9 protein-coding genes are annotated in these 13289 nt (G+C 69.8%); 3 read left to right on the top strand and 6 right to left on the bottom strand.

Going from position 1 to position 13289, the window contains the following annotated elements; genetic code table 11:
* Window positions 1-23: 23 nt before the first annotated feature.
* Window positions 24-887, top strand: a complete 864-nt coding sequence (locus HII28_RS15210) for a lysophospholipid acyltransferase family protein (protein WP_240978072.1) — start codon at window positions 24-26, stop codon at window positions 885-887.
* A 274-nt stretch (window positions 888-1161) separates the two neighbouring features.
* Here HII28_RS15210 and HII28_RS15205 read toward each other — a convergent pair whose 3' ends face one another.
* Window positions 1162-1632, bottom strand: a complete 471-nt coding sequence (locus HII28_RS15205; RefSeq protein ID WP_170026597.1) for an OsmC family protein — start codon at window positions 1630-1632, stop codon at window positions 1162-1164.
* A gap of 337 nt (window positions 1633-1969) precedes the next feature.
* On the opposite strand from HII28_RS15205, the gene HII28_RS15200 reads away from it, so the two are divergent.
* Both HII28_RS15200 and ald read left to right on the top strand, forming a co-directional pair.
* Window positions 1970-2989 carry an asparaginase gene (locus HII28_RS15200; RefSeq protein WP_170026595.1) on the top strand — a complete coding sequence of 340 codons (1020 nt, stop codon included), beginning with the start codon at window positions 1970-1972 and terminating at the stop codon, window positions 2987-2989.
* 91 nt (window positions 2990-3080) lie between these two features.
* The gene (gene ald, locus HII28_RS15195; protein WP_170026593.1) at window positions 3081-4196 is read left to right on the top strand and encodes an alanine dehydrogenase; all 1116 of its coding nucleotides are present in this window, start codon (window positions 3081-3083) and stop codon (window positions 4194-4196) included.
* 8 nt (window positions 4197-4204) lie between these two features.
* Here the strand turns inward: ald and HII28_RS15190 are convergent, their stop codons facing one another.
* From HII28_RS15190 to HII28_RS15170, 5 genes are all read right to left on the bottom strand, one after another.
* Window positions 4205-7393 (bottom strand): FtsK/SpoIIIE domain-containing protein, encoded by a 3189-nt coding sequence (locus tag HII28_RS15190; protein WP_170026591.1) that lies wholly within the window; start codon window positions 7391-7393, stop codon window positions 4205-4207.
* Between the two features lie 149 nt (window positions 7394-7542).
* Entirely contained in the window at window positions 7543-8523 is a 981-nt protein-coding gene (locus HII28_RS15185) for a zinc ribbon domain-containing protein (RefSeq protein ID WP_170026589.1), read from the bottom strand.
* Entirely contained in the window at window positions 8520-10841 is a 2322-nt protein-coding gene (locus tag HII28_RS15180; RefSeq protein ID WP_170026587.1) for a transglutaminase domain-containing protein, read from the bottom strand. Before HII28_RS15180 ends, HII28_RS15185 begins: the two co-directional genes overlap by 4 nt.
* Complete coding sequence (locus tag HII28_RS20740; RefSeq protein ID WP_170026585.1) at window positions 10838-12181, bottom strand: DUF58 domain-containing protein; 1344 nt, start codon at window positions 12179-12181, stop codon at window positions 10838-10840. Before HII28_RS20740 ends, HII28_RS15180 begins: the two co-directional genes overlap by 4 nt.
* A gap of 10 nt (window positions 12182-12191) precedes the next feature.
* On the bottom strand, window positions 12192-13199 hold the full coding sequence (locus HII28_RS15170) for a MoxR family ATPase (RefSeq protein ID WP_170026876.1): 1008 nt from the start codon (window positions 13197-13199) through the stop codon (window positions 12192-12194).
* Between the last annotated feature and the right edge of the window lie 90 nt (window positions 13200-13289).

The raw sequence follows: 13289 nt of genomic DNA, 5'->3' as shown, positions 1-13289 counted from the left end.
ATGACGCTACGTAGGGTCGCCTCATGACCACACTGTCGCGGCCGGAGCGCCCCATCGCGTCATCCGCAGTCCTTCCGCCCATGGCCACGACAGCCGGTCGAACGGACATGACCACGGCCGGACGACCGGAATCCGGTGCTTCTGCCGCATCCGCCTCCCCTGTCGACGGCCACGAGACGCGTCGGGATGACGCGCCCAGCCCGCGTCCCGGCTTCCTGTACAGTTTCGGCCGCTTCGTCGTCGCGCCCGTCGCCCGCGTGCTCTACCGACCCCGCGTGATCGGCCGTCGCAACGTGCCGAAGCAGGGCGCCGTCATCCTCGCCAGCAACCACCTGTCGTTCATCGACAGCGTCGTGATCCCGGTGGTCGCGCCGCGTCGCATCCAGTTCCTCGCCAAGTCCCACTACTTCGAGGGAACGGGACTCGTGGGCTGGATCAAGCGCACCTTCTTCGAGGCGATCGGCGCCGTCGGCGTCAAGCGCGGCGCCGGGCGGGACTCCCAGACAGCGCTGGAGATCAGCAAGAGCATCCTGGACGCCGGCAGCGCGTTCGCCCTCTACCCCGAGGGCACGCGATCGCGCGACGGGCGCATCTACCGGGGCCGCACCGGCGTTGCATGGCTCGCGCTCACGACCGGCGCCCCCGTCGTGCCTGTCGGCCTCATCGGCACGGAGCGTCTCCAGCCCGTCGGCACGCGGATGCCCGTCTTCGCTCGCGTGACCGTCGCGTTCGGAGAGCCCATCGACCTCTCCACGTTCGGTCCGGCGACGAGTGGCAAGGCACGCCGTGAGGCAACAGACGCAGTGATGGCGGCGATCCAGAAGCTCAGCGGTCAGGTCGCGGCCGGCACGTACAACGAAGCGCCGTCGGACGAGCCCGCCGCCTGAGGCGGAGCGCCGACCGAGCGCCCGTCGCCTGAGGCGGAGCGCCGACCGAGCGCCTGTCGACTGAGGCGACACATCGATTGAGCGACGGCGAGCTCCAGGCGCCGTCATGATCCGCTGTCGCCGCGTGCCTTCGACACCTCCGCCATGCGGAGGCGATGGCGTCGATGTCAGGCACTGGCGGGCGTGGTGCGCGCGGCATGCATGAGGCGTTCGCGGAAGGCATCCGCCGTGCCGGCTTCGCCGGGGCTGGATCCCGACGCTGGATCGCGTCTACTCAGGCGCTCCGCGTGACCGGCTCGTGCTCGACGGGGAAGTTCACGGAAGACGCGATGAAGCACAGCCGCGACGCCTCGGCATGGAGGCCCTCGGCGAGTTCGAGTTGCGACGGATCGGCGATCGTCACCTCGGGCCGGAGAGTCACGACGGTGAAGTGGCCTCCCCCATCGGACGTGGCCGTCATGGTTCCCGTCGGGGTGTCGACGTAGGCGGTGACCACGACACCGTTGCGCTGGGCCACGTGCAGGTAGCTCAGCATGTGGCACTGGCTCAGCGCGGCGACCAGCATCTCCTCGGGGTTCCAGCGTTCGGGATCCCCGAAGAACGCCCGATCGCTCGACCCCTCGATCGACGGGTTGCCCTCGGCGCTGATCACGTGGTCGCGACCGTAGTCGCGGTATCCGCTCGTGCCGGTTCCCCTGTTGCCCGTCCATTCGATGGTCAGCGCGTAGTGGTGGTCGACGTTCATGCGCTCGTCCGTCCTCGTCTCGACCGGATGCGGCCGATGCCATGACTCCGCGGCCAACTGCTGCAGAGCACCCGATGACGACTACTCTGCCGGATCTGCGACGACGCCGCAGACGATGGCTCCCGTCGCCTCACGGCGCCCGCATCGTCGGCGAGCACGCGTCGCCCGCATCGTTATGGCGAGCGCGTGTCGCCCGCGGGCAGCGGGCATCGCAGACGGAGTCCGCGGCGATCGTCGACGGCGCGCGCGGCGTTGCGAGCGGAGGGCGTGTCACGCGTGATTCGTGCGTGCCACGCCCGCTCCCGCTGCATGCCGCCTGGTTAGACTCGAAAGCACCATGAGCGATTCGGTGCGTGTTCCGCGGCCCCCCATCGGCACCTTCGAAGCAGCGAATGCGGTGGAACTCGCCGTTGCGGAGCGTTCGGGGTTCGTCGAGAACCGGCACGTCGGATCCGCCGTGGTCCTCGGCCAGGACGGCGAACGCGTGCTCGCCGTCGGCGATCCGGATTCGCTCGTACTCCCCCGGTCGACCATGAAACCGTTCCAGGCCGTCGCGTCGATCGGCGCCGGCGCTGCACTCGATCCGGAACAGACCGCCATTGCCACCGCCAGCCACGCGGGAACGGCGGAGCACGTCGCGCTGGTGCGCGGCATCCTGGGCGGCATCGGGATGGATGCCAGCGCGCTGCGGTGTCCAGCAGCGCTGCCTGCCGACCGGGAGGCGCGCGAGCAGATGCTCCGCTCGGGCGGATCCGCATCCCCTGTCTTCATGGAGTGCTCAGGCAAGCACGCTGCGATGCTCGCCGCATGCGCCGCCAACGGCTGGACGACGGCGGACTACACGGATCCGCGACACCCCCTGCAACAACACGTCAAGGATGTCGTCGAGCGCCTCACCGGCGAGAAGATCGCACACACCGCAGTTGACGGATGCGGGGCTCCTGTGTTCGCCATCTCGCTGACCGGGCTGGCACGCGGAATCCATCGCATGGCGAGCGCCTCCGAGCAGTCGCCGTTCGCCCTCTACAGGAACGCGGCGCATGTGCACCGGAGCGCCAGGGAGCATCCGTGGGCGATCTCCGGTCACGGGCGACCGGACACCGTGCTGATGGAGACCCTCGGCGGGTATGCGAAGGCTGGGGCCGACGGTGTGATGACGATGTCCACGGCCGATGGCGCGACGGTTGCGGTGAAGGTGCTGGACGGCAGCGTTCCTGCGGCTCGCGTCAGCGCGGTCGCCTTGCTGGCGGCGGCGGGCGCGCTCGACAAGGCCTCCGCGGCCGATGCGCTCGAGCGCATGGACACCACGATCCCGGGCGGAGGAGCTCCCGTGGGCCGGATGCGGCCAGTGGTCTGAGCCGATACCCCTCCGGTCGAGGACACAGCTTCGCGGTCAAGGGAGACCGCGATCGGACCTGTCGGTCCGAGAGGCAAGAGAACGGAAAACGATGAGAATCTCCATTCCTCGCGAGATCAAGAACAACGAGTACCGGGTAGCGATCACGCCGGCCGGAGTGCACGATCTGGTCTCGCACGGACATGAGGTGCATGTGGAGCGCGGAGCGGGCGATGGCTCGTCCATTCCTGACTCGGCATATCTCGAGGCGGGCGCGCTGATCGAACCGGACGCCGAGTCCACCTGGGCAAGCGCAGACCTGCTGCTCAAGGTCAAGGAGCCGATCGAGTCCGAATATGCGCGCTTCCGCGACGGACTCGTGCTCTTCGCGTACCTGCACCTGGCGGCCGAGCCGGAGTTGACCCGAGCCCTCGTGGACGCCGGAGTGACGGCCATCGCCTATGAGACGGTGCAGCGCGCCGATCGGACTCTGCCGCTGCTCGCACCGATGAGCGAGGTGGCCGGACGCCTGGCGCCGATCGTGGGAGCGAACGCCCTGCTGAAGCCGCAGGGAGGATCCGGGTTGCTCGTGCCAGGCGTGCCCGGTACCTATCCGGCGAAGGTCGTCGTGCTGGGCGGCGGTGTGGCCGGGACGAACGCGGCATCCGTCGCGGTGGGCCTCGGCGCGGACGTGACGGTGCTGGACACGAATGTCGGTCGCCTGCGCGAGCTCGACGCTCTGTATGCGGGTCGGATCAAGACCGTGGCATCCACCGCTTTCGAGGTGGAACGCGCGGTGATCGATGCCGACCTCGTGATCGGTTCCGTGCTCGTGCCCGGTGCCAAGGCGCCCAAGCTGGTGCGCAACGACATGGTGGCGCGGATGCGTCCTGGCAGCGTGCTCGTCGACATCGCCGTCGACCAGGGCGGATGCTTCGAGGACTCGCATCCCACAACGCACGACGCACCCACCTTCCGCGTGCACGACACCGTCTTCTACTGCGTGGCCAACATGCCGGGGGCCGTGCCGCACACCTCCACCCACGCCCTGACCAACGCGACGCTCCCCTACCTCCGGGCCATCGCGAACAACGGCTGGAAGGCGGCTCTGGCCTCGGATCCGGCCCTCGCGCTCGGGCTGAACGTCGTGGACGGCAGGATCACCAACTCCGGTGTCGCCGAAGCGAACGGGATGCAGGCCACGCCATTGAGCACCGCCCTGGCCTGACCGCCGTTTCATGGCGCGACCTTCGGCTCCGGCCACGTCGCTCGGGTGAAGCGTCCGCTCGGATCGCACACCAGCAGGTGTCCCGCATTCGTCACCGGCGGGAGCACACGCGAATGCAAGGTGGCCCTGACCTGGGCGAGGCTGCATCCGTCGAACACCACGGAGGCGTGCGGGCGCAGGCGTCCGAGCAGGGACCAGTGCGCCTGCCAGGTATCCGGGTCACCGACGATCACGGTCGGCACGCCACCCTGGCTCACACGGAGCGTGCCGGGGTTGGCGGAGTTGGCGGAGTTGGCGGAGTTTGCCGACTCCTCGTCCGACTCGACAAGACCATCCTCGATGGCTCCCGCCAGCGAGGTCTTCGTCTGTCCGATCAGGTCGTCCAGACCCGCCGACCCTCCGAGAGTCCGGTGCGATTCGAGCTCCGCGAGGTGGACGATCTCCGCCTCGGCGTACGCCGCGCGCACGACACGCGAGGCCTCTGCCGGCGCCGCTGAGACCACGAGCGTGATGGTGCCGGAGCCGAGAGCCAGAGCGAGAGCGCGGGCCGGGGCGATCCCCGGTCCGGCGTCGTCGCCCTGACCCGTGCGGGCCGGGTCGGAACCACTCGCCCGCTGCGAGTCCACCAGACGCTCAGCGGATGACGCGACGAGCACGACCTGCGCCGCTCTGTCACGCCACACGCCGCGTCCGGGAGGCGCATCCGGATCGAAAAACTCTGCTGGAGCACCCGCGAGCACATGCTCCTGTCGGTCCGACTGTCGGAGCAGGAAACGCTCGCCGAAGCGCGATGCCACGCCGCGGAGCGCGCTCGGCAGCGCAGATGCGGAGCACACGACGGCGATGCCCACTCGTGGACCATCCACCAGCAGAGCCCGCAGACGCTCGACGACCGCATCTCGGTGCTCGTCGTCGAAGCGGGCGAGAAGGGCGTCGATGTCGTCGACGAGCACGATGCACGGGGATGCTGCGGACGTCGCTTGCCGGACCCGAGCTTCGGCGGCTTCGACGGCATCCCAGGCGCGTTCCGTGTCGGCCGGGACGACGATCATGTCGTTGGTCCACTGGGCGGCGACGGCCAGCAGTGCTGTGGACTTGCCGGATCCGCGGGCGCCGAGCACGAGCAGGTGCGCACGCGACGGACGGTACACGGTCCCCTCCTGGCGCTGACGATCCGGATCGTCGAGTGCGCCGATGACCACACCGCCCTCCGGCGGCACGCCGAACGCCTCCAGCGGGATCCTGGGAGGCAGCGCCGGCAACCAGGGTGCCGGCGGACGCCCGGATGCACCGTGCAACCGCGCGACGGCATCCACGTCGGCGGACTCGGACGACGCGGCCTGCGCGACGATCACCTCGCCGTCCATGGCGACCACGAACCGGCCGGGCGCGGCGTGCCGGAGGTGGGCCGCGGCATCCGTACCGAGGAGGGCGATGCTGTCGGCCTCGGACGACAGCCTGAGCGAGAGTCGTAGCGCGCAATTGGCGACCAGCGCATCGCTGAGCACACCTGTCGCTCGTTGCGTCCCGAGCACGAGATGCACGCCGAGGGCTCGGCCACGCGCGGCCACGTCGGCGAACAGCTCGGAGAGCTCAGGGAAGGCCGCGAGCATCGCTGCGGCCTCGTCGACGACGATCACGAGACGGGCGAGACCGTCGTCGGCGTCGCGCACGTCGGCGACCCCGAGCTCCGCGAGCACCGATTCGCGACGGCGGAGTTCGGCTCGCAGGCTCCGCAGCGCGCGTCTGGCCTCGCCGTGGCCGAGGTCGGTGACGACGCCCACCGTGTGCGGCAGCGCCCGAAGTGGCTGGAATGCCGTGCCGCCCTTGAAGTCGACGAGGAGGAATGACACTCGCGACGGCGGCGCAGACGCCGCCATCCCGAGCACCCAGGTCACGAGCAGCCTGCTCTTCCCGCTGCCGGTGGTGCCCGTGACGATGGCGTGAGGGCCCGACGAGACCAGGTCGAGCTGGAGCGGTCCGCGCGTGGACACGCCGACCACGGCGGAGAGCCCGCGATCAGAGCCGGTCTGCTGCCCGCCGGATACCGAATCGACCGGCGCCGTGCCTGAAGCGCCGGGCGCGCGCGGGATAACTTCACCGGCGTCCAGCGCGACGGTGTGCGATGTGTGCAGCTCCGACCAGCGCACGACGGTCGGGAGGATCCGCGGCGGCGCCACGCCCTTCGACAGTGCGGCGGCCGCGAGAGTGCGCCCGAACTCGGCAGCGGCCTGAGCGGTCACCAGCTCGCCGCGGAATACCGAAATCCCTTCGGTCGGCGAGAGCACGGTGACGGCGCCGGACGCATCCGCGCCCAGCACGAGACGGCACCCTGCCGGGAGATCATCCACTCGCTCCGCCACCGCGACCGTGGCGATCATCGGCGAGGATGCGCCCGCACGACGCGTGCCTCGATCGGGAGCAGCAATCCGCTCGCCACCGGTCGCGGCACTGGTGTCGTCGGCTGTATCGACGATCCGGACCACCAGTGACTCGCCGCCCGGATGCAAGAGGTGCGGATAGCGCGTCAGCCACGCATACGGTTCGCCCGACGGCGCACTGAGGGCGAGGACGCCGGGCGAATGCGCGAACGCCAGCTGCATCACGATGCCGCGAGCGAACGCTCTGGCCACCGGCAGGGGCGCGACGACGCCGATGCCGCCGGCGGGATCCGCGATGATCGGCGCATCCGTCACGGTCCGCGCCTTCGCCATGAGAGCGCGGTCGGTGTCGTCGTCCACGGTGCCCGTCACGGGTGTGCTGCCGGTCACCGATCCCGTGCCGACCGTGACCTGCGCGAATCGGTCGCCGGGCTCCGCCCAGCGTCGCGCACCGTGTGCGGCATCCGTCGTCAGGGCGGACACCGTCGGATGCCGTGCGCTCAGGGCACGACGCTCGAGGTCATGGGCGGACGCGACCTCGCCGAGGAACCGCGCCGTCGCAGCCGCGTAACTGCTGGCATCCGCTCGGCGACGCCGTCGCGCACCGATGCGGCCGTCGATGGTGCCCGCGACGGCGATGACGGGGCTGAGAGCGGCGAACGCGAGCATGAGCGTCGATCGGGTGACAGCGAAGAGCACTGCTGCACCGACCAACGGGGCGATCACCGCAAGCAGCGGGAACGGCGGATGGGGCGGAGGCGCAGGACGCCGCGGCAGCGTGAGCGGTTCACCGACGGCAGGATCGAGCGAAGGCATGCATCCATTCACGACCATCCGCTGCGAGAGCGAGCCGGGCGCAGCCTGGTCGGTGGACTCCGGACCGATCGACCGGTTGGGGATGACGAGACCCACGCGCGCTCAGCGCTCTTGTGGCCCAGCCTGCCTCGATCCGCGACTGCGCACGTTCAGCGCACGTCGAACCAGTGGTCGCCGATCTCGACGCGGCCTCCACGCGGCACCCGGTAGCGCCGACCAGGCTCGCAGCGGTGCGGTGCACCGGCCGGGGGAATGATCACGGTTCCGTTCGCGGAGTAGCGATCGCAGACCCAGAGCTCACCGCTCTCGAGTCCGAACTCGAGGTGCGTCTTGGAGACCGAGCGCTCGTTGTCCGCGATCGATACCAGCTGGTCGAACCGCTCGCTCGGCTGCGGATACGGCCGACGACCGAGCAGCCCGGCGCCGACGACCACGACCCGCTCCCCCGTCGAGAACGACAGCACGTGCGGCACCGGCGCGCCGTGCTGCGCCGCTATCGGAGCGACACCGGTTGCCGCCACGATCGGCGACTCCGCCGTCGGTACATCTGAGGCGGGCAGGCCCGCCAACGGGTCATCGACCAGCGGCGCCGTGGAGCTGGAGGTCGAGACGGAGGGCGAGAAGCGCATGGCGGGGGACGGTGCCCCGGCCGCATACCTGGCCCGAACGCTGGCCGCGGGGCGCGGGGCCGGCAGGTCGTCCGCCTTGCGCGTGTCGCTCCTCTGAGTCGGATGCGATGCGTCGGTGGGCACAACGTCCTCGCCGACGGGATCCGTCGAATCAGAGGGGTCGACCGCGTCATCCTCGTCGTCACGCGGAGTCGTGGCGGCCGACGTCGGCTCGCCCGACTCCTCGAGGACGGTGGCTGGTGTGGCCGCGGGCTCGGAGGCCTCGAGTTCGTCAGAGACCTTCTGGTCGACATCCGACTCTCCGGGTGCTCCCTGGTCGGTCCTGCCTGCGCCGAGGTCGGCGAACACCCAGCGCGACGTCGGCCGGATCACCATCGTGTCGCCGGGCCGCGGGTCAACGATCCGTGCACGCGGAGTCGTCGCCGCCGTCACGGCACGCCCGCAGTTGCCGCAGAACAGAGCACGCTCGGGCAGCGCTGCCCCGCACGACGCACACTTCACCGCGCTTTCCCTCCGGGTCTCGGGTCGGTTCCCGCTGTACCACGGTAGCCGCCCAGCGAACGCAATGAGACACGGGCGCGGATGCGGCCCCACCGCGTCGTGCGCCCGTCGAGGTCGCGACGCAGTTCGTCGACGGCCCGCCACACCTGGTCGGCATCGCCCTCGGTGGGTTCGGCGAGACCGAAGGCCGAGCGATCCGCCACGGCGGCGAGCAGAACGGGTCTCGGGCCGCCCACCTGTTCGGCGACCTCGGATCGGGTAGGAGATCCCGGCGGCGTGTACCCGTGATCGAGAGCGGTGTCGGCGAACTCGAGCCACGCACCGGCGATCCGTCCGCGCGGCAGAACCCTGGGCGAGCGTCTCGCTCGCCTGCGACGCCACTTGGCCGCGATCACCGCGAGGAACGGCGAGGCGACGAGGGCGACTATCAGCAGCGTCCAGCCCAGAACCGCAAGAACCGTGAGCAGGGTGCTCAGCCATGCCGGAAGATGCTTCACGTGCTGCTGGGCGACATGCGCCTGCGGCGGAGGGTTCTGGTCGCGATCCGTTGTGTCCTTCGGCGGGTCGACGATCGACTGCGGACGCGAGATCTGCTTCGGCTCGTCGGGCTGCTTCTCCGGGATCGGCCGCACCTGCGGGTTGGGGTCCACGTCGACCCAGCCGTCCTTGGCGGTCTGCACCTGGATCCAGGCCGTGACGTCGCTGCCCTTCACCGTGACGTTGTCCCCGCTCTGCGGAACTTGGAATCCGAGCACGACGCGGGCCGGGAATCCGAGCTGCCGTGCCATCAGCGCCGCCGTCACGGCGTACTGCTCCTGATCGCCCACCATGGGCACCTCGGTGAGCAGTGAGTCGATGCGGTCGGCACCGTGGCCGGACAGGCTCTTCACCTGGCCGTCGAGGCCGTGGCTGATGTACCCGGTCTCCGCGAGCCGCTTGAGGGTGAGCGCCAATCGGCCGCCCGGTGTTGTCGCATCACCCTCATAGCGATGAACGGTGTCGACGAGATGGTCGGGAAGCACGTCGAGAGCCGGCAGCTGCGCCTTCCCCGGGCGAGCCGTCGCGAGCTGGGCGATCGTCATCGACGGCAGCGGCGACGCGGTCAGGCTGTAGGTGTCTCCCGCCTGCAGTCCGCTGACGTCTGCCATGCTCGCCGTCTCCGGGTTGTAGTAGAAGCCGTCGCCCAGCGCTGACGGGTCGGTGCCGCCGAAGGAGATGCGCTCCAAGTTTCCGAAGGTGGGCAGCCACGGTCCTTGCAGACCCTCGATCGTGACGTCGACCGTCTGCGCCGGTGCGGCATTGTGCGCCGTCACCATGGGCCGCGAGACGGTGTCGGGGATTCGCGCGAAGGCACCGGAGTCGCCTGGCCGTGTGCCGACCGCGTAGACGACGCCGTCGTAGGTGTCGAGCGTGGCGATCTGCACGCGCTTGAGGTCGCTGACCCCATGCAGCGTGAAGAGGGCTTCATCCGACAGGCCCGGCTGCAGGTACGAGCGGAAGCCCGACAGCGGACTCGGGTAGTCACGAGGATCGAACGGTGGAGTCGTCGCCGACCGCGCGACGGTTCGCGCGGCGCTCGAGGGCAGTCCGACGGCCATTCCGGCTCCCACTGCGAGCGCCACGATGAGAGCCGTCACGGCGATCGCGGTCGACCGCGCCGCCGCGACGGAACGTTCACTGCGACGCACGCCGTCGGCGTGCTCGCTCGCCAGTGAGACGAGTCGTGAGAGGCGACGACGACGGCGCATCCAGACGAGCCAGCCGACGCTCAGCACGACGATGAACAGGGTGAGCGCAATCGGGGTGGCGGACGTGTCGGAACCGAGCACGATCGCCAGACCGAAGACGGCGAGCGGTGCGACGAGCGCGAGGTCGGGTCTCCGGGACCGCAGTGCCGTCGTCACGGCGACGACCGTCGCGACGAAGGCGAGGGTGTACGCCGGGGTCAGCAGCGCCTGGTACGAGCCGACCGGAACGCCGATGGTGACGAGCTCCTTCCAGCCGACCGCGATGGCCGTCACGAAGTCGAGGAAGCCCTGCAGGGTGGGTACCGCCCGCCACAGGGTTTCCTCCGGCACCGCAAGCGGCACACCGATGACGAGGAACACGGCAGCCGACACGAGCACTGTGACGAGCGACGACCAGTGCCGCCACGCGCCGATCACCGCGACCGCAGCACCGGCCAGAACGGCGCCGACCCCCATGACCAGGAAGTCGAGATCGCGGTAAACGGGCCAGAATGCGGCGACGCAAGCGGCGCTCAGCACGATCATGTATGCCGTGCCGACGACGCGGAAGAACGTGTCCCTGCGGTTCATGCCGCACTTGCTTTCGCCAGGCTCGACCGCAGGTCGTCGAGATAGCCGATGGTGAGGATGCTCACATCGCCGACCCGACGCAGCCCGGGGAGGTCACCGGGAACGCAGCGCACGGCGACGACCTCGACGCCGGCGTGGAACATGGTGGCAGCATGCCGCAGGTGGGCGGATGTCACGGTCGATCCGCACACCAGATACGCGACGGAGACGTCGAGCGCCTTGTCGGCTGCGACCCTCGCGACATCTGGGATGCGCAGTGCCGCAGACACGAGGTCGACCCGGCACAAGGCGTCGAGGAGCCGCGTCGGCGTCACGGTGTCGAGCTCACGCACGTCGAACACGGGCTTCCTGGCGAAGTCGGGGGTCCGCTCGCTGACGATGAACGCGACGGAGCGTCCGTCTCGCACGGCGCGCACGCCGATCGACGCGGCGGCGCTCACCGCAAGCTCGAACTCGTCCTCCGACGCGAAGTCGGCCTCGGCCAGCGACAGCGCGACCATCAGGTTGCTGCGCCTGGTCTGCTCGTATTGACGCACCATGAACGCGCCCGTCTTCGCGGTGCTCCGCCAGTGGATGTGCCGTCGCTCGTCGCCCATGGCGTACTCGCGCAGCGCGTGGAACGAGATGTCACTCGTCGTGAGGTCCTTCGTCGAGCTGCCTTCCAGGTCGCGCACCAGTCCCGAGCTCATCCCGGGGATCGCGACGGTGGCCGGATGCACGAACAACTCCGCGGTCTCCTGCCAGTCCGTCTCGCGGCGCAGCAGCCCGACGGGGTCGGCGCGGACCGACCGCACCGGGCCGATCGTGACGACGCCGCGACGCGTCGTCGGCACCAGGAACACATCGCGGAACTCCGCTCCCGGACGCAGGCCCGGCATCGCGAACTCGGCCACCCCGTCGCCGACCGGAACCTCGATCCTCGCCGACAGCAGGCCGCGCTTGGTGGGGTTGGAGACCACGACGTCCACAGGGGCGGACACACCCACCATCACCCGGGGATTCGGCAGGTGCAGAACCGCCCGGTAGGCGACGAATCCCAGCTGGTACAGCACGGCGACGACGAAGAGCGCAGCGCCGACCCAGGCGAAGACCAGCGCCTCCGACCAGCCGGCGACGTATCCGACGACGAAGGCGGCGATCGTGACGACGGCGACGCACACGCCGGCCACGGTCACAACGCGACGGACGGCGAGCCAGATGCGCGAGCATCCGTCCGCGAAGGCGCGCCAGCCGCGCACCGTCGCCACGATCGAGTCGGCGAGGCGTCCGTCGCGCGCGCCGACGATCCGAGTTCGCGCGTTGTCGAGCTCGGTCGTCTCGGAGTGCTGGTCGAGGCTCACATCACAGTCCTCACACCGCTGTCCCGTCCAGTGGCGGCGGGGTCTCCAGCACGACGCCGGCGATGACGCTCTGCGCCGTGATGCCGTCGAACTCGGCTTCCGGATCGAGCACGATGCGGTGGCACAGCACCGGCTCGGCGAGCGCCTTCACGTCGTCGGGCACCACGTACGGACGGCCGAGGCCGGCGGCGTACGTCTTCGCGGTGCGGATGAGCGAGAGCCCTCCGCGCACGCTGACGCCCAGCCGCACCGCGTCGGCGTTGCGCGTGGCGTCCACCAGTCGCGACACGTAGTCGTTGATCGCGGGATCGACGTGTACCGCACGTGCCAGCTTGGACATCGTGGTCACCATGTCGCCCATCACGACAGTGGGAACCACCGTGTCGTGCGCCGGGTGGTCTGCGCCTTCCAGAATCCGCACCATCGACGCGTGGTCCGGATATCCGATCGACGCCTTCATGACGAAGCGGTCGAGCTGCGCCTCTGGCAGCCGGTACGTGCCGGCCTGTTCCACCGGGTTCTGCGTCGCAATCACGATGAACGGCGGCGCGAGACGGTGGGTGACGCCGTCGACGCTCACCTGCCGCTCCTCCATCACTTCCAGCAGGGCGGACTGCGTCTTCGGGCTCGCGCGGTTAATCTCGTCGGCCAGCACGACGTTCGCGAAGACCGGGCCCTTGTGGAACTCGAAGTCGCCCGCGCGCTGGTCGTACACGCCGACGCCCGTGATGTCTCCTGGCAGCAGATCCGGCGTGAACTGGATGCGACTGCTCGTTCCCGAGATGCTCTCGGCGAGCGCACGCGCCAGCGACGTCTTGCCGGTTCCCGGCACGTCCTCGAGCAGCAGGTGCCCCTCGCTGAGGAGTGCCGTGACGGCGAGGCGGATGACATGCGTCTTGCCGAGCAGCACCCGTTCGACGTTGGAGACGATCGCCTCGACCGTGCTCGCGAACCAGGATGCCTGGTCCTCGGTCAGCGGAGTGAGTTGCCGTGGCGGGGCGGCGGGGGCGTCCGGCATGACGGTGATCCTCTCGTTCGGGTTTCGGCGATCTGCCGATGGTTTGCGCCCTGGCAGCGTGTCGTGGGTCTCGCCGTTCAGTGTGTCGCG

It is taken from the genome of Planctomonas sp. JC2975 (assembly GCF_012985205.1).
In the GTDB taxonomy this organism is placed as follows: domain Bacteria; phylum Actinomycetota; class Actinomycetes; order Actinomycetales; family Microbacteriaceae; genus Humibacter.
This window is presented reverse-complemented; position numbering and strand designations above follow the sequence as displayed.